Raw genomic sequence first — 19,223 nt, 5'->3', positions numbered from 1 at the left:
GGCTCGTGTTCGGGCCGCTCATCCGGTGTGAGACCACGGTCGCCGGGCGCGCTGACAACGCGCCGACAGGTCGCTGACAGGCCGGGGAGCGCCGGTAATCCGGGCCCTGACCGGGACCTCTCAGGTGTCACTAAGTATCAGGTCAGCAAACCATCAGTAAACTGCGGCAGGGTAGGTGACCTCGATACTTCAGCTCGAAAACATGACTTCTACCGAGGAGATAGACCGCGTGCGTGCAAAGAGGATCTGGGGCGGCGCGGCAATGGCGTTGGCCGCAACTGTTCTGCTACCGATCGCTGCGGGCACCGCCGGCGCAGCACCCGCGCCGCCGACCGCCGAAGTGTCCGCGAACGGCTCCAGGATCGTCTCCACCACGACCGTCGACGACCGCACCCTGCGGCTGCAGGTCTACTCCGCCTCGATGGACAAGAACATCGAGGTCGACGTCCAGCGCGCCGCCGACACCTCCGCACCGCGCCCGGTGCTGTACCTGCTCAACGGCGCGGGCGGCGGCGAGGACACCGCCACCTGGCAGAAGCAGACCGACGCGCTGAACTTCCTGCGCGACAAGGACGTCGAAGTGGTGCAGCCGATCGGCGGTGCGTTCAGCTACTACACCGATTGGCGCGCCGAGGATCCCAACCTCGGGGTCAACAAGAGGAAGACCTTCCTCACCCGAGAGTTGCCGCCGCTCATCGACGGCGCGCTGAACACCAACGGCCGCAACGCCATCGCCGGTCTGTCCATGGCCGGCACGTCGGTGCTGCAACTACCCATCGCGGCGCCGGGGCTGTACAGATCCGTTGCCGCGTACAGCGGTTGCGCGCAGATCAGCGATCCCCTCGGCTACAACTTCGTCAATCTCGTGGTCGCCGCGGGCGGCGGCAACACGATGAACATGTACGGCCCCAGGGACGATCCGATGTGGGCCGAGAACGATCCGTACGTGCACGCCGATCAGCTGCGCGGACTCGACCTGTACATCTCCAGCGGCACCGGCCTGCCCGGCCCGTGGGACACCCTCGACGGTCCGCACACCCTGCCCGGGGTCGGCGGTCTGGTGAATCAGACGACCCTCGGCGGTGCGCTGGAGGCCGCCACCAACTACTGCACCCGGAACATGCAGGTCAAGCTCGATCAGCTGGGCATCCCGGCTACCTTCGACTTCCCGCCCTACGGCACCCACTCGTGGGGGTACTGGCAGGACGAGCTGAAGAAGTCGTGGCCCGTGCTGGCCTCGGGGCTGGGCCTGCCCGCCTGATCGCGGAGCCGCCCGGACGGGCGGCGGCCGCGTCGACGGCGCTTATCGGGTGAGTTCGAAGCTCGGGTAGCCGCTGTCCCGCTCGGTGTCGCAGAAGCGGCGGTAGTTGCCGAATCCGCCGATGTAGGGCATGAACACGCGCTTCTTGCCCTCCACGTTCGCGCCCATGTACCAGGAGTTGGCGCGCACGAACAGCGTGCCCTCGGCGACCTCCATGAGGTGATCGGTCCAGGTCGCGGCGGCCTCCGCGCGCGCGTCGGCCTGCCGGATGCCCTGCGCCCCACAGTATTCGACGAGCGCGAGCACCCAGTCGAGCTGCTGTTCCGAGTGCAGCACCATGTTCGCCATGACCGACGGCGTCCCGACGCTGTTGATGCTGAACATGTTCGGGAAGCCGTGAATGCCGAAGCCCAGGTAGGTGACCGGGCCGTCGGCCCAGGTGTCGGCGAGCTTCGTGCCCCGCGCGCCGGTGATGTCGATGCGCAGCAGCGCGCCGGTCATGGCGTCGAATCCGGTGGCGTAGACCAGGGTGTCGATCTCCACGAACTTGTCCGCGGTGCGGATGCCGGTGGGGGTGATCTCCTCGATCGGCTCGCGCCGCAGGTTCACCAGTGACACGTTCGGCCGGTTGAACATCTCGTAGTAGCCGGAGTCGGTGCAGATGCGCTTGGTGCCGATCGGGTGATCGGTGGGGATCAGGTCGTCCGCGACGGACTGGTCGTCGATCTTCGCGCGAATCTTGGCCACCGCGAACTCGCGCACCAGCTCGTTGGCCGTGATATCGCTGTTCTGGTCCGGGAACACCTTGTTGAACAGCACGCCGCCGCCGTTCCAGCGGTCCTCCATGGCCTGCTCGCGCTCGGCGGCCGACAGCTCCAGCGCCTTGGTGGTCAGGCTCGGATGCGGGGTCGCGGCCGGGGCGTAGTAGGACTTCTCGCGCCGCGCCGGGTAGGTGGCGCGAATCTGCTCCTGCTCCTGCACGGTCCAGGGCCGATTCGGCACGGGCACACTGAAGTTCGGGGAGCGCTGCACCACCGTCAGCGCCTGCGCCTCGCGGGCGATGATGGGCGAGATCTGGATGCCCGAGGAGCCGGTGCCGATGACCGCCACCCGCTTGCCCTCGAAGGACACGCCCTCCTCGGGCCAGCGCGCGGTGAAGAACTCTTCCCCGGCAAAGGTTTCCACGCCCGGGATGTTCGGCTTGATGGGGGCCGAGAGGCAGCCGGTCGCGAAAACCACGAAGCGGGAACGGAACTGCGATCCGTCGGCGGTGCGCACGGTCCAGATGCCGGACTCGTCATCGAAAGCCGCCGCGGTCACGGTCTGTTCGAAACGGTAGTGCCTGCGCAGGTCGAATCGCTCGGCCACGTGGTGGATGTAGGCCAGGATCTCCGGCTGCGCCGCGAAGCGCTCGGTCCAGGTCCAGCTCTGCTGGAGTTCGGCGTCGAAGGAGTAGGAGTAGTCCACGCTCTCGACGTCGCAGCGCGCGCCCGGGTAGCGGTTCCAGAACCAGGTGCCGCCGACGTCGGCGCCGGTTTCCAGGCCGAGCACGTTCAGGCCGGCCCGGGCCGCCCGGTGAACGCCGTAGAGCCCGGCGAAACCGGCCCCGATGATGATCACATCGTGGTGATCGGCCTGCGCTGCGCTGGCATGCATGCGTGCCCTCTCGACTTCTGCTGGAACTATTTCGATTAGGCATATCGTCGGCGCTGGGCGGGGCGGTCGCGAGCACGCGTCCCACTGAACAGGAGAGCGCGCGGATCCGAGGCCGCAGCGCACGCCCTGCCGGGTGGGCGTCCGGCGGTTATCCTCGCGGTATGCGGCGCGGAACGGCGATCTGGACGATGATCGCGCTCGCAGCCGTCGCGCTCACCGCGTGCGGTGGAGCGGATCCGGCGGAACCGGGGTCCACGGTCGCGGCGACCGAATCCGCCGGAGCCCCCGACCTCGATCCCGTGACCGGCCTGCCGCCGTGCGGCGACATCGGTTCGGCCGCAATATCTTCCGACTGCGTGCTGCGCGGTCGCGACGGCACCGGTCTCGTGTTCGAGGTGCGCTACGCCGCGAACGGATCGAGCAGCGTCACCACCGTCATCGTGCGCGACGAGGACGGCGAACAGGTGCAGACCATCACCGAGCGGGGCTGGCGGACGACGGCCGGGGCGCGATTGCGCGACCTCGACGGCGACGGCCGCGACGAGCTGATCATTCCGCTCTTCCTGGCCACCGCGAACGCCGCGTACGCCGTCCACCACGCGGGGAACGGGTCGCTCGAGTACCGGCGGGCGGGCCAGCTCCGCGGAATCGGCATCGACACCTCCGAATCCGGCTACACCGTCGCCTCCGCGCACGCCGGATACGCCGCCTGGGACATCCAGTTCTGGACCTTCGTGCGGGACCGGCTGCACGCGGTCGTCACCGCGCGGGTGCGGCCCATCGAGGGCGGGGACGGCAAGGTGGCCGGAACCACCTGCGCCGTAGTCGATTCCGGCGGACTGACCGAGACCGGGCTGAGCGCGAGCGCGGCCACGGCGCTGTTCTGCGCCGAGCCGGCCGTCGTTCGCGTCATGCGGAACTGAGCCGGCGCATCGTGCGCGCGGATGACGAACCGCCGCGCGCGTCATCCCGGGGGATCGGTACCCCTACGTAGTCGCACCCGGAAATCTCGGTGGAAATCCGGATACCGCGCGGCGGTTCGGAAGCGCAGGATGAATGCAGGTCAGCGACCCGGCTTCCCATATCGTCGGCGCAACCACTCGGCATAGTCGAACGACACCGCCTCGCCATCGTCGTCGAGGCACAGCGCAGCGTCGCGCACTCGTCGGACGACACGGCCGATGGGCGGCACCGGCACGGGGAGCAGGGACTGTCCCAGCGCGGTCCGCCGCGCGGCGGCCAGCTCGGTCAGCGACTGCACGCTCGGGCCGCCGATATCGCGGACCCGGCCGGACGGCCCCGCCTCGACCGCATCGGCCAGGCGGGCCGCCACGGCCACCACGTCGACGGGCTGGAACAGCAGCGCGCCGCGCGGGGCCAGGCGGAACTTCGCCGCACCGGCCAGAATTTCATCGATTAGCTCGTGAAACTGCGTGGCGCGCAACAGCGTCCACGGCACGGGCGCGTGGGTGACCACTCGCTCCTGCGCGGTCTTGGTGCGGTAGTAGCTGAACGGCACCCGTTCGCAGCCGACGATGGAGATCTCCACGTGATGGCCGACCCGCGCGCGCTCCTCGGCCGCGAGCAGGGTCCGCACGCCGTCCACCAGCACCCGGTCACTGCGCAGACCGCGATGACTGGCCGCGTTCACCACGGCCGACACGCCCTGCAGGGCCGCGTCCAGGCCCGCGCCGGTCACCAGATCCACCGGGTGGTGCACGGTTCCGGCCACCGGATCCCGCGGCGCCGAGCGGGACAGCACCCGCACCGTGTGCCCCCTGGCCGCCAGATCCCGCACCACCGGCGTACCGAGCGTTCCCGTCCCGCCGAGCACCGCAACCTGCATGTCGTTCCCCTCTCCGAGCTGCTCCCCAGGACGCTAGGGCCGTTTCGGCTGCCCCTCAACATGATTGATCACTCGCTGTACGATTCCCCACATTCGTCCGCTCCCCGCGCGCCGGGCTCGTCCCGTCACGCGCTCGCCGCGCACTTCGTGCGGGTCAGATGCGGGCGCCCTTCACGCGATTGCACGCGCGGCACAGGATCTGGAGGTTCGGGGCGCTGGTCGCGCCGCCGCGGCTGAGCGGGATGATGTGGTCGAACTCCAGGTAGTGGCTGTCGCCGCACTCGACGCACTTGCCGCCGTCGCGCTGCCAGACCTGGGCCTTGACCTCCTGCGGAATGGTGCGGGTGTCCAGCTTGCCCGGGGTCAGGGCCAGGCGTTTGGCCACCCGCAGCGCGCCCTCGAGGGTCGCGGCCACATGGTGCGGGTCGGCGACCTCGAAGACCGCGCCGCCGCGCGCCGAGGTGGCGGCGACCACCACCGTGCCGTGCTCGGCCGTCACCGAAACCACACGGGACCACAGCATTTCGGTGCCGGTGTCGGCGCCGGTGAAGCGCAGCTTCTTGTTGCTGCACAGCAATCTGCCCTCGGTGTGCTTCGGGCCGCGGGCCAGCTGGCGGATGTGGATGGCGGGGACGTTGAGGTGCAGGGTTTCGGCCGGGTCCAGGTGCAGGCCGGTCGCGCTCACGGTCGGGAGTTCGCCGTCGCGCAGCCGGGTCAGCGTGCGCACGCGCTGCATGCGCCGGCGCAGATCCTCGATCAGCGGGCCGGTCAGGGCCAGGGTGGCAACCGTGTCGTCGAAATCGTCCATCTCGGCCTGATCGACCCTGCCGTCGGCGAAGGCGAAGGCCACCAGGCGTTCCACGTGATCGTGGGCCTGGGGGCGCAGCAGGGTCAGGGCCTGGGCGCGGTCGATGCGCTGGAAGCGCAGGGCCGTGAACAGCGCCTCCCAGTCGTCACCGTGCGGGCCGACCGTGCGCAGGGCGCGTTCGGCGCGGCCGCGCCAGCCGGACAGGTACGCCTCGACCTCGGTCGCGCACTCGCGGCAGGGGGCGGGCGCGCCGAAGAAGCGGCGGCGGCGCGGCCGGCCGCAGCGCGCGCAGTGCTTGGCGTCGCCGGGCGGGCGCGGTCGGGTGGCGTCGGTCCACTCCGTGCCGTCCCACCAGCGCAGGCGCGCGGGGGCGTCCGGGTGCGGATGCCAGTCGGCGCGTTCGGGATTCGGCGGGCGGACCGGCGGGACCGGACGGGTCTCGCGCTCGAGGGAGAAACCGCGGCGGGGGACGGTGGGCAGGGGAGCCGGTTGGCGCACGGCCGTCGCCGACGCGGCGCCGGTGCGCTGGGCGGTGCCGGCCGATCGCGCCGCGGCGTGCAGCTCGGCAGCGCCGGTGTGCTGGGTCGCGGCGGCGCGCGGGGTACCGGCCAGGGGGGAACCGGCCGCTGCGCCGGGCCGCTGTGCGCCGCCCGGTTGCGTGGCGGACTCGCGGTTCACCGCGTCGCGCGCGGACCGGTCCGATGTCGCCGGATCATCCACCCGCACACCGAATTCGCCGACGAGACCGGCCAAACCGACCGCCCAGCCCTGTCCGACCGCACGGAACCGCCAGGTGTCCTCGCGGCGGTAGAACTCGCCGAACATCATGGCCCGCACGGACTCCGCGTCCGATACCTCGAACCAGGCGACCGGGCGACTGTGGTCGAAGACGGTGAGAATCAGGCCGGGGACGTCGCCGAACGCGCCGGCGTCCAGCGAGCCGGTGAGCACGATCCGATCCACCTCGGATTCGGTGCGCGGCAGCGAGACCGACAGCCGCGCGGTGCCCGGCGCGGGCTCCTGATCCAGGGTGACCGCCTGCGAGGGGTGTCTGGGCGCGTTGAAGAAGATGAAATCACGATCCGAGCGCACCCGGCCGTCCCGGGCGAGCAGTAAGGCGTGCGCATCCACCTCGTGATCGGATTGCCACGAAAGGACAACCGTCAGAAGCGATGTCGGAACAGGCGCATGGCCACCCTTGGTCAGTTTCATCGACCACGAACTATGCCATGCGACTACGACAGGAAATCCGCCCGGGAAAACGCCCGGTCGCGAACCTGATCCCGTTTCGCCCCGGCCTGCGGCACAGTGGATACATGACCGATCCCAAGGGGTCCGCCCGCAAGCCCCAGCCCCAGCGGGCCAAATCCGGCGCCCCGCGCGTCCCCAACCCCGCGGACATCCTCGCCGCCGCCCAGGCCGCGGTCGAGGCGGCCCAGGCCGCCGCCGGCCAGGCCCTCGACTCCGCCCAGGTCACCGCCACCTCGGCCTTCGACACCGCGGTCCGCCTGCCTCCGGCCTCGATCCAACTGGCCGCCCAGCTCCCCGACCTGATCGAGAACCTCACCGTCGCGGTGAACCGCCTGAACTCCACGATCGACCGCCTCGACCGCACGCTGGCCCTGGCCGAACCCGCCTTCGTGGCCTACGACAAGCTTCTGATCCGCCTGGAGTCGCTCACGGCCCTCGGCGAGGAGGTCCTGACCCGCCTGGACAAGCTCCCCGGCGTCTCCTTCCTGGCCCGCCTCACCGGCCGCGAGAGCACCCCACCGGCCGAACCCGAATCGCCCCCGCGCGGGCGGCGCACCTAGCGTCGGGCGGTCGTCGCCGCTGACCGCTCCACCCGTGGCCCGGGCGAGAACGCGATCCGCTCGATACCGGTGGCGTGCCCGGCGGGTCAGGCCGAGGGCAGGGGAGCGGACGGGGGAACGCCGAGGTGGGGGAGGGCGCGCAGGGCGGCGGCGGCCTTCCAGACCATCTCCTGGTACTCGGCCTCGGGGTCGGAGTCCAGGACCACCGCGCCGCCCGCGCCCACGCGCCAGCGGCCGTCGTGGCGGACCGCGGTGCGGATGACGATGTTCAGGTCGGCGGTGCCGCCGAGGCCGAGGAACCCGATCGTGCCGGAGTAGACGCCGCGCGCCTCGGTCTCCAGGGCGTCGATGATCTCCATCGTGCGGAGCTTGGGGGCGCCGGTCATCGAGCCGCCGGGAAAGCAGGCGCGCAGGCAGTCGATCACGTCGAGATCGGGGCGCAGGCGGCCGCGCACGGTCGAGACCAGTTGGTGCAGCGTCGTATACGTCTCCACGGCCATCAGATGGGGCACGTGGACCGAGCCGACCTCGCAGACGCGGCCCAGATCGTTGCGGAGCAGATCCACGATCATGAGGTTCTCGGCGCGGGTCTTGGGATCGCGTGCCAGATCGGCGGCCAGGCGCTCGTCCAGCTCGGGGGTGTCACCGCGCGGGGCGGTGCCCTTGATGGGCTTGCTCTCGACCGTGCGGGTGCGGTCGATCTTGAGGAACCGTTCGGGGGAGGAACACGCCACCTCCAGCTCGCCGAAACGCAGGAACGCCGCGTAGGGCGCGGGATTACAGCGGCGCAGCGTCCGATACACGCTCAGGCCGTCGCTGCTCGCGGGTAGGTACGCGCCGTCGGTGATGCAGATCTCGTATGACTCGCCCGCCAGCAACTGCCGTCTGCACTCGCGCACGTCGGCGAGGTAGCGGTCCCGGCCGCGCGTCAGCAGCGGGGCGACCGTCGCCTCGTCGGCGCGTAACCGTAGCTCCGGGGGATTCTCCCAGGTTCGCAACGGGGCGATGGTGGCGCGCGTGGTCGCGAGCCAATCCTGCGCGGCGGCAACGTCATCGGGGTAGGCCAGGGCCAGCAGATAGGTGCGGCCCGCCTCGTGATCGACCACGACGAGCCGATCGGCGAAGAGCCACTGCGCATCCGGGGTATCCGCCCGATGCGCGGCCGTCGCGCCACAGTCCGCCTTCATCTCGTAGCCCAGGTAGCCGACGTACCCGCCGGCGAAATCGAATGGCACCGCCGGGAATTGGATCTGCCGCCGCTTCAGCTCACCGGACAGGTAGTCCAGCACGCCGCCCGGCACCGTCCGCAGGCCCGCCGCCGACTCGATCTCCACGTGGCCCGCGCCGACCCGGTACCGCACCAGCTCCGCCAGCGGGCCCGAACCGTCCCCGAGGAAGGAGAAGCGGTCCAGCCCCGGCTCGACGTGCTCGCTGTCCAGCCAGAACGCGCCGGGCGAATCGCGATACAGCCGCTCGAACACCGCCTCGGCGTCGACGGCCCGCTCGATCACCTCCTGCAGCACGCGGTAGACGATCGGCTCGCCGTCGCCGTGCGGCGGCGAAACCCGGTGCTGGGGAACAGCGTTCACGCCGACCGGCGGGCGGGATCTATGGTTCGTCCGCTGATGCGCGCGGGTCAGCTCCGCGAAATTGCGCAGCAGCGCCGCGCCGAACTCGCTGGCGACCGATTCGGGATGGAACTGCACACCCCACTGCGGGCGGGTCCGATGCCGGACGCCCATGATCACCCCGTCCGCGGCGGTGGCCGTCACCTCCAGCACGTCGGGCAGCGGCCGGGCGGCGCACAGCGAGTGATAGCGGACCGCCGTGAAATCCTGTGGCACACCGGCGAACAACCCCAGCCCGTCGTGGGTGATGCGATCGGGAAACCCGTGCCGGGCGTGCGGCGCGGTCACGACCAAGCCGCCCGCCGCGATCACCAGACCCTGATGGCCCAGGCACACCCCGAGCAACGGCAGGTCCGACTCCGCGAGGAGCGCGGCCGAGATGCCGAAATCACGCGGCACATCGGGCCGCCCGGGCCCGGGGGAGATCACCACGTTGTCGAAGGAGTCCAGGTTCAGCGCGGACACATCGCGCACCTCGTCGTTGCGCACGACCACGGGTTCGACCCCGTTCACCTCACTGATCAGCTGATACAGGTTGTAGGTGAACGAGTCGTAGTTGTCGATCAGCAGCGTGCGCATTTGACCGGTTACCTTACGCCACAGCCACCCGCTCACCCCGCTCCGACCTGCGTGAACGAGGCCGCCGCCACTAGTGCTGGCGGGTGCCTTCAGTTTCACTGGACAGCTGCGGCACAATGTGGGACATGTCTGAAGTGCAGCCGGTCGACGTGGATCGTGACCTCGTGGATTTCGAGGTCGTCGGTAAGTGGATGGATGAACAGGGCCTGACATCGGGCGAATTCGAGAAGGTGACCCCGCTCGGCGGCGGCACGCAGAACATCATGCTGCGCTTCACCCGCGGCGACCGCGACTACGTGCTGCGGCGCGGTCCCAAACACCTGCGGGCCGCCAGCAACAACGTCATCCGCCGCGAATCACGCATTCTCGGCGCGCTGGACGGCACCGGCATCCGCGCGCCCAAGGTGATCGCCGCGCAGGACGACGACGCGCTGATCGGCGCCGCCTTCTACCTCATGGAACCGATCACCGGCTTCAACCCGCAGAACGAGCTGCCCCCGCTGCACGCCGGCGACGCCGAGGTGCGGCGGCAGATGGGCCTGTCCGCGGTGGAGGCCATCGCGCGCCTCGGCTCGCTCGACCACGAAGCCCTCGGGCTGGCCGATTACGGTAAGCCCGAGGGCTTCCTGGAACGACAGGTACCGCGCTGGCTCAAGGAACTCGAGTCCTACAGCGTCAACGAGGGCTACCCCGGACCGGAGATCCCGGGCCTCGAGCGCGTCGGGGAATGGCTCGACCGCAACCGGCCCACGCACTGGCGGCCCGGCATCCTGCACGGCGACTGCCATCTCGCGAACATGATGTTCTCCTTCGACGGCCCGCAGGTCGCGGCCATGGTCGACTGGGAGATGTCCACCATCGGCGATCCGCTGCTGGATCTGGGCTGGCAGATCGCCACCCGCCCGGAGCCCGGCACCACCGGCGCGGCGCTCATCGGCACGCTCGGCGCGGTCGGCGGGCTGCCCACCGCGGAGGAGATGATCGCGCACTACGGCGAGTTCTCCGATCGGGATCTGAGCCACATGCCCTGGTACACCGTGCTGGCGTGTTTCAAGCTCGGCATCGTGCTCGAGGGGACGCACGCGCGGGCGTGTGCGGGCAAGGCGTCCAAGGATGTCGGTGACTTCCTGCACGCGATCACGCTCGAGCTGTTCGGCAAGGCGCAGCAGTTGATGGAGTGAGGTGCCCGGCCCGCGCTCGGCTCGTCCGGGGCGGGCCGGCTCGTCCGGCGGTCGTGCGCGTCGCCGAGGGTGCCCTGTGCGTGGTTGTCGTAATCTTGGTGCGGCCTGGCTGGATATTGGTGGACGGCTAAATAATGCCACGCTAGGTTGTTGTCCATGTCGATCGTTCCTGATACCAAAGACTGGACCTGGGTCCTCGAACGCGCCTGCGCCGAATGCGGCTTCGACCCCGAGGCCGTCGCCTTCGATGCTGTCCCGGGCCTGGTGCGCGGGAGCGCCGAGCGGCTGGCGGCGGCGCTGGACCGGCCGGACGCGACCGTGCGGCCCGACGATTCGACCTGGTCTGCCCTGGAATACGCCGCGCACGTGCGCGACGTGTGCCGGATCTTCGAGCACCGGCTCGACATCACCCGGACCGGCGGACCGCGCCCGGGGCCGGTCATCGGCGGCTACGACCCGTCGGTGGCGGTCGACACCGGAATCCCCCTGTTCGCCAACTGGGATCAGGACGCCACCGCCGTGGCGGAGAACTACGGCGCGCAGGCGCCCGCCGCCGTCGCGGCCGAACTGCGGGCGGTGGCCGAAACGGCCGCCCGCGCTTTCGAATTCGTGCCGGCGGCCGAGCGTGACCGGGAAGCGCGGCGCGGCAACGGTTCCCGGTTCACCGTCGAGACCCTGGCGCGGTACTTCGCCCACGACCTCGTGCATCACGTCCACGATGTGGAAAAGGTTGGCGCCGAACGGGTCTGACGATCGGATCGGATCCGGCTAGGCGGCGGGTTCCTGCTGCGTGGTGCAGTGGATGCCGCCACCGCCGGCGGCGATGCCGTCGATGTTGACCTGCACGACCTGCCGGTCCGGGTACAGCCGGGCCAGGGTGGCGCGAGCGGCCTCGTCGGCCTCAGCGTCCCCGAACTCCGGGGCGATGACCGCGCCGTTGCACACGTAGTAGTTGATGTACCCGGCCGCGAAATCGTCGTTGGCGAATTCCTCGCGAACGTCGACGGGCGCCTCGAGCACCTCGACCTCGAGCGGGTTGCCGTGCACATCGGTCGCCGCCCGCAGGATGTCGAGGTGCTTGCGGGTGACCGCGTAGTCGAAGGAATCCGGGTCGTTGTCCAGCCCGGCCACCACCACGCCCGGACGGACGAAACGGGCGTAGAAATCGGTGTGCCCGTCGGTGATGTCGCGGCCCGCGATACCCGGTAGCCAGATCACCTTCTCGATGCCGAGCAGCCGGTACAGCTCCTCCTCGACATCGGCCTTCTTCCAGCCGGGATTGCGATTGCTGTTCAGCACACAGCTTTCGGTGATGATGGCGGTGCCCTCGCCGTCGACCTCGAGGCCGCCGCCCTCGAGCACCAGCTCGGTGTGCAGCAGTTCCGCGCCGGCGCGGGCGGCGACGATCGACGCGACCTGCGCGTCGCTGTCGTAATCCTGCTTCTCGCCCCAGCCGTTGAAATTGAAGTCGACCGCGGCGCGACCCGCGCCGAGGACGAACACCGGGCCGGTGTCGCGCATCCACAGGTCGTCGAGCGGGGCCTCGATCAGCTCCACGTCCGGGCCGACGAGACCCCGGGCGAGGTCCTTCTCCGCGGGCCGGACCAGCATGGAGACCGGCTCGAAACGCACGATGGCCCGCGCGATGGCGCCCAGCGCGCGCTGGGTCTCCGGCACCAGCTCCGCACCCCAGATGCCGGCGCTCGCGCCGAACGCCATCCAGGTGCGGGCGTGCGGATCGCCCTCCTCGGGCATGAGCCAGGCGCGATCGTCGTCCGGGTCGATCGGCTTCGTGCCGGGTTGCCCGCCCGGGTCGTCACCGCACGCGGCCGCGAGCACGCCGCCCAGAACGACGGTGCAGGCCTGCATGAATCGACGTCGTCGCATGGCGAAGCTCCTTGGTTCGCGGGCTTCCTGAATATAGCCAGAAAACCCTTGGCAACCACGAACATAATCTTGACTGAAAATTCAGTCAAGGAGAGTGGTGGCGGTCACCCTCGCGTGCATGCGTTGGGGCGGAGCGGGTGGCATGCCGATGCGGGAGGTGCTCGGGAGCCCCCGGCAGGCGCCGTGGCGGCGAAGCCCTTGCCGGGCGCGCGGGTAGCGCCGGCCGAAATCGACTGTGCCCCGCCGGAATCCGGCGGGGCACGGTGGTTTGGGTCCGACTACGGGCCGATTGCCGTCAGGTGCAGCGCAGCAGGGCGGTGCGGAGGTTGCGCCCGCGCACATCGTCGAGCACCGCCATGCCGAGGCGATTCATGATGTAGCCGAAGCCGAGACCCGTTGCGGGATCGGCGAATCCGAACGAACCGCCGTAGCCGGTCGTGCCGTAGGCGCGTTTGTCGGTGCCGAAACGGAAGCTGCCGCGGGACTTGCGGAAACCCAGGTGATAGCGGCTGGGGGTGAGCAGGACCAGGTCCTCGGCGGGAACGTCGTCGGCGGTATCCGCGCTGGCCAGGCGGTCGAGAAGGGCCGTGTCGATGGGGAGTTCGCCGGTCTGCCCGGCGGCCGCGCCGTAGACGCGGGCCAGCGCGCGGGCGGTGCCGACGCCGCCCGCGGCGGGGCTCTCCACCGACAGGAACTCGCGGCGCGAGGCCCGCGCGGGCGCGCCGACCTGCGGGCTGTTCAGCGCCCGGAAGGACAGGCCGCGCTTGGCGTAGAGCTGAACGCCGATGCGCACCGGCAGATCCCGTTCGAAGCGCAGGATGTCCAGGCCCTCGGTCGCGGACAGCGTGGCCACCCGATCGAGCGAGATCTCCTCCGGCATACCGATGTAGAACTGCAGGTCGAGCGGCTTCGCGAAATCCTCGGCGAGCACGCGGCCCAGGGTGCGCCCGGCCGGTTCGACCCGGCGCAACAGCTCGCCCTGATAGAGGCCCGCGGTGATCGGGTGATAGCCGTGCCGGGTTCCCGGCTGCCACAGCGGCTTCTGGGCGGCGAGGGTCACCGCGAGCGCGTCCAGGTCGGCCATGTCCGTCAGGCGCACCGGACGGTCGAGGGCGGCCAGCCCGGCCTGATGGTCGAGCAGCTGGCGGACGGTGATCGACTCCTTGCCGTGCGCGGCGAACTCGGGCCAGTACTCGGCCACCGGGGTCTCGTACTCCAGCCACCCGCGCGAGACCGCCGACGCCATGACGAAGGCCGTGACGCCCTTGGTCGAGGACCACACCGGGGTCATGGTGTCGCGCGCCCACGCCTTCGTGCGCTTGCGATCGCGGTACCCGGCCCACAGGTCGACCACCGGCCGATCCCCGTCGTAGACGGCCACGGCCGCACCGATCTCGCCGTGCTGCTCGAAATTGCGCCGGAACGCATCGGCAACCGGCCCGAACCCGCTGTCCACCTCGCCGTGGACCGTGACCCGCTCACTCATGGTGAAACCGATCGTAGCGGTGCCCGTGGACCGGCCTCCGGGACGCTCGAAGGGTCATCGGCTCGCCGGGACGGGCAGGTCGAGCTCGTGCCGGGTCAGGAAATCGAGGATCGTGGCGTGCCAGGCGCGGGGATGTTCGAGCATCAGGACGTGACCCGCCGGGATCTCGGCGTACTCGGCGCCGGGGATCGCGGCGGCCAGGTGACGGGAGTTGGCGGGGTCGACGAGGAGGTCCTCGGTGGCCGCGATGACCAGGGTGGGGACCGAGAGCGCGGGCAGGTCGGCGGTCACGTCGGCGGTGGTCACCAGGGCCGCCTGGGCGAGCACGCCGCCGGGGACGTCGGCCGCGGTCCGGGCGATCATCTCGGTGATCTGTTGCGGGGGAAGGGCATTGGTGAACTCGGCGCTGAAGCCCGCGAGGAGCACCACGCGCGCGAAGGACTCGACATCGCCCGCGGCCAGCGTGCGCTGCCAGAGTTCGGCCGTCGCCCGCGCCCGGTGATCGGCCCGGGCGAAGCCCGCCGCCAGGACCAGCGCCCGCACGCGGTCCGGATGCCGGGTCGCCGCGCGGATCGCGACCGCCGACCCCAGCGAGTAGCCGATGAGGGTGAAATCGTTCGCGCCCGACTCGACGGCGGCGGCCACCAGCGCGTCGGCCAGGGCGTCGAGGTCGAGCGGGGTGTCATCGGCCGGGTAGTCCGAGCCGATCACCGTGTGGCGCGCGCTCAGCAGCGGAATCAGCGAGCCGAAATTCGGCTCGATCCCGCCGCCCGCACCGTGCGCGAGCACGATCGCGGGGCCGGATCCGGTCACCTGGGTCGAGAGCGAAATGTTCGTCATGGCACGGACGTTAGGCATTGACATGGATGTGAAGGTCAACCCCGTATGCGGGAGGTCACAGTGCTGATCGGCGAACTCTCCCGGCGCACCGGCGTGCCCACCCGCCTCCTGCGCTACTACGAGGAACAGTCCCTGCTCACCGCGCACCGCGACCCCAACGGCTACCGCTCCTACACCCCCGACGCCCCCGCCCGCGTCGCCCGCATCCGCGAACTCCTCGACGCCGGCCTGCCCACCCGCGACATCCGCGCCCTGTTGCCCTGCACCACCGACACCGGCTTCGAGCACTGCGACCACTCCCGAAAAGTCCTGCACGACGGCCTGACCCGCCTCGACACCCGGATCGCCGACCTGACCCGCCGCCGCGAACTCCTCGCCGCCCACCAGGACCCGAACCCGCGCTGACCCGCTTCGCCGGCTGTCGATGGGTCGACGGCCACCTGCCGCCGAGATTCCGCCCGGAGTGGAGGCCGGGTGGTCGCCGGGCGAGTCGGCCCGGGAAGGCCGCCGGAATCGGGCAGCTCGCGCGAGCACCGCGGCACCGGACGTTCGGTATCCGCTTTCGCGGATCGGGCAGGCGGTGGGTCTTCGCCGCGCTGCGCACCGCCGGTCGCACTCGCCGAGGAAAAGCCCACGGCGTGGGGTGATTCCGCACCGTGGTGCGACCGGGCGCATCGGGAACACATGGTGCGCTTGCAGATTGCTGGGGCGGGTAGAGGGCGGCTTCGACACGGGGCGCGGGTGCGGGATCGAGGTAGATCAGCCGGTAGCGTGGGGGTTCGTGCCTGGAATCTCTCTGATTACCGGTTCGTTGCTGCGAACCAAACCTGTGGAACAGCTCGCGTCGGACGGGGAGCACACCGCGCTGCGGCGGAGCATGGGGCTGGTGCCGCTGATCTCGCTGTCGGTGGGCGCGACACTGGGCACCGGGATCTTCGTGGTGCTGGGGGAGGCCGCGCCGCTGGCGGGGCCCGCGGTGGTCATCTCGTTCGCGATCGCCGCACTCGCGGCCCTGTTCTCGGCGCTGTCGTACGCGGAACTGGCGGGGGCGGTACCGGTATCGGGCTCGGCGTACTCGTACACCTATGCCACCCTCGGGGAGATCGTGGCCTGGGTGTGCGGGTGGTGCCTGCTGCTGGAGTACGGGGTGTCGGTGGCGGCGGTGGCCGTGGGGTGGGGCGCGTACCTGAACGAATTCCTGGGATCGACCGTCGGATGGCGGATTCCGGACGCGCTGTCGTCCGCGCCGAGCGAGGGCGGGATCATCAACCTGCCCGCCGCCGTCGTCGTGCTGATCGCCATGGCCGTACTGCTGGACGGGATTCGAGAAAGCGCGCGGGTCACGACCGTCACCACGATCATCAAGGTCGCGGTCCTGGTGTTCTTCGTCGTCGTCGCGGTCACCGCCTTCGACTCCGACAACCTCCACCCCTTCGCCCCGGCCGGGGTCGCGGGCGTCGGCGCCGCCGCCTCCATGGTGTTCTTCTCCTTCATCGGCTTCGACGCCGCCTCCACCGCCGGTGAGGAAGCCAAGAATCCGCAGCGGGATCTGCCGCGGGCGATCATCATCTCGCTCGGCATCGTGACCCTCATGTACGTGCTGGTCGCCCTGACCGCCGTCGCGGCCGTCGGCGTGGACGAGGTCAGCGGCTCGGGGGCCTCGCTCGCCACCGTGCTCGAAAGCGTCACCGGGAGGGATTGGCCCGCAACCATTCTCGCCGCCGGCGCGGTGATCGCCATCGCCTCGGTGGTGCTCACGGTGCTGTACGGGCAGACCCGCATCCTGGTCGCCATGTCTCGCGACGGGCTCATGCCGCGCGTGTTCTCCCGTGTCGGCGCCAAACGGGTGCCCACCGTCAACACCGTGATCGTCGGCGGTGTCGTCGCCGTGCTCTCGGCGCTCATCCCGCTCGGAGAACTGGTGAACGCCACCAACATCGGCACCCTGGTCTCGTTCGGCCTGGTGAACGTCGGCGTGCTCGTGCTGCGCCGCACCAAACCCGAGCTGCCGCGCACCTTCCGGACCCTGGTGCCGCTGGTGCCCGTGCTCGGGGTGGCCATGTGCGTGTGGCTGCTCGCGCATCTGCCGGGCGTGACCTGGCTGGCCTTCCTGCTCTGGTCCGCGGTCGGGCTGCTCGTCTACTTCGGATACGGCCGCCGCCGATCGCTGTTGAATCGGGCCCGGACTCCGGGCGGCGGCGATGGCTCGTAGGCTCGATGGTGTGCGAGCGCTGGAGCAGATTCGAAATTGGCCGGTTCGGCACGCCGCGGCGGGTGTCGCGGTGCGCGGTAAGGGCGGGGTCGACGCCGAGGGGGAGACCGATCGGGTCTTCCGGCTCGCGTCGGTGACCAAACCCCTTGTGGCCTACGCGGTTCTGGTCGCGGTGGAGGAGGGCGCGGTCGAACTCGATCAACCCGCCGGACCGCCCGGATCCACCGTGCGGCATCTGCTCGCGCACACCTCCGGGCTGGCCTTCGACACCACCGAGGTGCTGGCCGAGCCCGGCGCGCGGCGGATCTATTCGAGCGCCGGATTCGAGGTACTCGCCGATTTCGTCGCCGGGCAAACCGGAATAGCGTTCGACCGCTACCTGCACGAGGCCGTTTTCGAGCCGCTCGGCATGACATCGTCCGTGCTCGACGGCCCTGCCGGGCACGGGGCGCGCTCCTCGGTCGCCGATCTCCTGCGATTCGCCAGTGAATTGCTGGACCCGGTTGTCGTTAGTCAGGAATTGCTCGGCGACGCCTGCGCAGTGCAGTTCCCGGACCGCAACGGAATACTGCCCGGCTACGGGTCGCAGCGGCCCAACGATTGGGGTCTCGGCTTCGAAATTCGCGACCACAAGCTGCCGCACTGGACGGGTGGGTCCAACTCGCCGGGAACCTTCGGGCACTTCGGGCAAACCGGAACATTTCTGTGGGTCGACCCGGACGTCGGCATAGCGTGTCTCGCGCTGGCGGACGAAAATTTCGGTGACTGGGCGCGCGCGGCGTGGCCGACCCTCAGCGACGCCGTGATCGCGGAGTTTGCGTAGAACGCCGACACGGCCGATAAGTAACACACGTAACACCGGACACTCCAGTAAGCTCGGGCATCGCTGGCTCGATGGGTCGTTGGGGAAGACGTCCCCGTCGGAGCCGGAGGTGTTAGTGGTGCGCGGATCGAATCAGTTCGCCGACGCGACGTCTGGTGTCGTCTACATCCACTCGTCGCCGGCCGCGCTGTGCCCGCACATCGAATGGGCACTCACCTCGACCCTCAAGGCGCCCGCGAAACTGCGCTGGACCGCGCAGCCCGCGGCGCCGGGAAATTTGCGCGCGACCACCGATTGGTACGGTCCGGTCGGTACCGGCGGGCGGTTAGCCAGCGCATTGCGAGACTGGACCGTCCTGTCCTTCGAAGTCACCGAGGACGCCAGTGAGGGTGTGGACGGTGAACGGTTCAGTTTTGTTCCGGGCCTCGGATTATGGAGCGGCGCGACGAGCGCGAATGGCGATGTCATGGTCGGGGAAATGCGATTGCGCGCCATTGTCGAGCAGGCCCGCGGCAATGGCCGGAGCTCGGCCACCGATATCGCCGCCGAGATCGACCGCGCCCTCGGCACCGCCTGGGACGACGCCCTCGAACCCTTCCGCTGGGCCGAGGAAGGCGCCGAGGTCACCTGGCTGCGCCGCGACGTCGGCTGATGCACCGGTCGCCCGGCCCCGGGAGCTCCGCACCGATACCGTCGAACGTGCGTGTCGTGCACGGGAATCGCCCGGCGCGCGTCGAGAATCCGCTGGCGGGTATTCGGCAGATCGAGACAGGAGTTCGCATGCGCATCGGTTCATCGGCCCTCGTGGTACTCGGCGCGGTCGCGGTGCTCGCGACAGCGGGCTGCAGCGACGACTCGACCTCCGAGTCCGCCCCCGCCACCTCCGCCGAGGCGTCCGCCCAGGATTCCCGCCCCGCCGCACCCCTCGACCCGAAACTGCCCGTCGTGGACTGCGGCCCCGGCCCCCTCGGCCTGGCGGTCGTCGCCTACACCCAGAAGGGCACGGAATTCTGCGGCACGGCGCTGGCCGTCACCACGTCCTATACCGACGCCCGCAAGACCCAGGAGAGCGGCGACATCCCCGTCACCATCGAGAACGTGCGCTGGATCTGCGGTGAGCGCCAAGGGGATCCGAATCCCTTCCAGGAGTGCTCGAGCCAGAACGAGTCCGCGGATCGGATTCGACTCCAGTCCTGAGCGCGATG

Annotated in this window: 17 protein-coding genes; 10 read left to right on the top strand and 7 right to left on the bottom strand. The window is 70.1% G+C overall.

The window, feature by feature from the left end:
* The first annotated feature begins 262 nt into the window (after positions 1 to 262).
* Positions 263 to 1,261: an alpha/beta hydrolase gene (locus tag ACWIGI_RS05825; protein WP_454201447.1), complete on the top strand. Its 999-nt coding sequence runs from the start codon at positions 263 to 265 to the stop codon at positions 1,259 to 1,261.
* A 42-nt stretch (positions 1,262 to 1,303) separates the two neighbouring features.
* On the opposite strand, the gene ACWIGI_RS05820 is transcribed toward ACWIGI_RS05825, so the two are convergent.
* Positions 1,304 to 2,917, bottom strand: a complete 1,614-nt coding sequence (locus tag ACWIGI_RS05820; RefSeq protein ID WP_454201203.1) for a flavin-containing monooxygenase — start codon at positions 2,915 to 2,917, stop codon at positions 1,304 to 1,306.
* A 161-nt stretch (positions 2,918 to 3,078) separates the two neighbouring features.
* Here ACWIGI_RS05820 and ACWIGI_RS05815 point away from each other — a divergent pair, with 161 nt between their 5' ends.
* Positions 3,079 to 3,840 carry a hypothetical protein gene (locus tag ACWIGI_RS05815; protein ID WP_454201202.1) on the top strand — a complete coding sequence of 254 codons (762 nt, stop codon included), beginning with the start codon at positions 3,079 to 3,081 and terminating at the stop codon, positions 3,838 to 3,840.
* Positions 3,841 to 3,980: 140 nt separating this feature from the next.
* On the opposite strand, the gene ACWIGI_RS05810 is transcribed toward ACWIGI_RS05815, so the two are convergent.
* Both ACWIGI_RS05810 and ACWIGI_RS05805 read right to left on the bottom strand, forming a co-directional pair.
* Positions 3,981 to 4,763, bottom strand: coding sequence for an SDR family oxidoreductase (locus tag ACWIGI_RS05810; RefSeq protein WP_454201201.1), 783 nt, complete (start codon positions 4,761 to 4,763; stop codon positions 3,981 to 3,983).
* Between the two features lie 154 nt (positions 4,764 to 4,917).
* Positions 4,918 to 6,783, bottom strand: coding sequence for a TerD family protein (locus ACWIGI_RS05805; RefSeq protein WP_454201200.1), 1,866 nt, complete (start codon positions 6,781 to 6,783; stop codon positions 4,918 to 4,920).
* Positions 6,784 to 6,887: 104 nt separating this feature from the next.
* On the opposite strand from ACWIGI_RS05805, the gene ACWIGI_RS05800 reads away from it, so the two are divergent.
* Positions 6,888 to 7,382: a hypothetical protein gene (locus ACWIGI_RS05800; protein WP_454201199.1), complete on the top strand. Its 495-nt coding sequence runs from the start codon at positions 6,888 to 6,890 to the stop codon at positions 7,380 to 7,382.
* 86 nt (positions 7,383 to 7,468) lie between these two features.
* On the opposite strand, the gene pabB is transcribed toward ACWIGI_RS05800, so the two are convergent.
* The gene (gene pabB / locus ACWIGI_RS05795; protein WP_454201198.1) at positions 7,469 to 9,589 is read right to left on the bottom strand and encodes an aminodeoxychorismate synthase; all 2,121 of its coding nucleotides are present in this window, start codon (positions 9,587 to 9,589) and stop codon (positions 7,469 to 7,471) included.
* A 125-nt stretch (positions 9,590 to 9,714) separates the two neighbouring features.
* Here pabB and ACWIGI_RS05790 point away from each other — a divergent pair, with 125 nt between their 5' ends.
* On the top strand, positions 9,715 to 10,770 hold the full coding sequence (locus ACWIGI_RS05790; RefSeq protein ID WP_454201197.1) for a phosphotransferase family protein: 1,056 nt from the start codon (positions 9,715 to 9,717) through the stop codon (positions 10,768 to 10,770).
* A 156-nt stretch (positions 10,771 to 10,926) separates the two neighbouring features.
* A complete protein-coding gene (locus tag ACWIGI_RS05785; RefSeq protein WP_454201196.1) occupies positions 10,927 to 11,520 on the top strand; it encodes a DinB family protein in 594 nt (197 codons plus the stop codon).
* 18 nt (positions 11,521 to 11,538) lie between these two features.
* Here the strand turns inward: ACWIGI_RS05785 and ACWIGI_RS05780 are convergent, their stop codons facing one another.
* The 3 genes from ACWIGI_RS05780 to ACWIGI_RS05770 all read right to left on the bottom strand — a co-directional run bounded on the left by ACWIGI_RS05780 (position 11,539) and on the right by ACWIGI_RS05770 (position 14,983).
* A complete protein-coding gene (locus ACWIGI_RS05780) occupies positions 11,539 to 12,657 on the bottom strand; it encodes an agmatine deiminase family protein (RefSeq protein ID WP_454201195.1) in 1,119 nt (372 codons plus the stop codon).
* 295 nt (positions 12,658 to 12,952) lie between these two features.
* Complete coding sequence (locus ACWIGI_RS05775) at positions 12,953 to 14,143, bottom strand: serine hydrolase domain-containing protein (RefSeq protein WP_454201194.1); 1,191 nt, start codon at positions 14,141 to 14,143, stop codon at positions 12,953 to 12,955.
* A 54-nt stretch (positions 14,144 to 14,197) separates the two neighbouring features.
* Entirely contained in the window at positions 14,198 to 14,983 is a 786-nt protein-coding gene (locus tag ACWIGI_RS05770; RefSeq protein ID WP_454201193.1) for an alpha/beta fold hydrolase, read from the bottom strand.
* A gap of 45 nt (positions 14,984 to 15,028) precedes the next feature.
* Between ACWIGI_RS05770 and ACWIGI_RS05765 the strand changes: the two genes are divergently transcribed.
* The 5 genes from ACWIGI_RS05765 (at position 15,029) to ACWIGI_RS05745 (ending at position 19,215) form a co-directional block, all read left to right on the top strand.
* A complete protein-coding gene (locus ACWIGI_RS05765; protein ID WP_454201192.1) occupies positions 15,029 to 15,388 on the top strand; it encodes a MerR family transcriptional regulator in 360 nt (119 codons plus the stop codon).
* 376 nt (positions 15,389 to 15,764) lie between these two features.
* Positions 15,765 to 17,195, top strand: coding sequence for an amino acid permease (locus ACWIGI_RS05760; RefSeq protein ID WP_454201191.1), 1,431 nt, complete (start codon positions 15,765 to 15,767; stop codon positions 17,193 to 17,195).
* A gap of 10 nt (positions 17,196 to 17,205) precedes the next feature.
* Positions 17,206 to 18,018 carry a serine hydrolase domain-containing protein gene (locus ACWIGI_RS05755; RefSeq protein WP_454201190.1) on the top strand — a complete coding sequence of 271 codons (813 nt, stop codon included), beginning with the start codon at positions 17,206 to 17,208 and terminating at the stop codon, positions 18,016 to 18,018.
* A gap of 118 nt (positions 18,019 to 18,136) precedes the next feature.
* On the top strand, positions 18,137 to 18,670 hold the full coding sequence (locus tag ACWIGI_RS05750) for a DUF3145 domain-containing protein (RefSeq protein ID WP_454201189.1): 534 nt from the start codon (positions 18,137 to 18,139) through the stop codon (positions 18,668 to 18,670).
* A 128-nt stretch (positions 18,671 to 18,798) separates the two neighbouring features.
* Positions 18,799 to 19,215 carry a hypothetical protein gene (locus tag ACWIGI_RS05745; RefSeq protein ID WP_454201188.1) on the top strand — a complete coding sequence of 139 codons (417 nt, stop codon included), beginning with the start codon at positions 18,799 to 18,801 and terminating at the stop codon, positions 19,213 to 19,215.
* The last annotated feature ends 8 nt before the right edge of the window (positions 19,216 to 19,223 follow it).

The organism is Nocardia sp. NPDC055321 (assembly GCF_053645575.1).
Note: the sequence above shows the minus strand (reverse complement) of the source record. Positions and strands in the feature narration are given on the sequence as shown.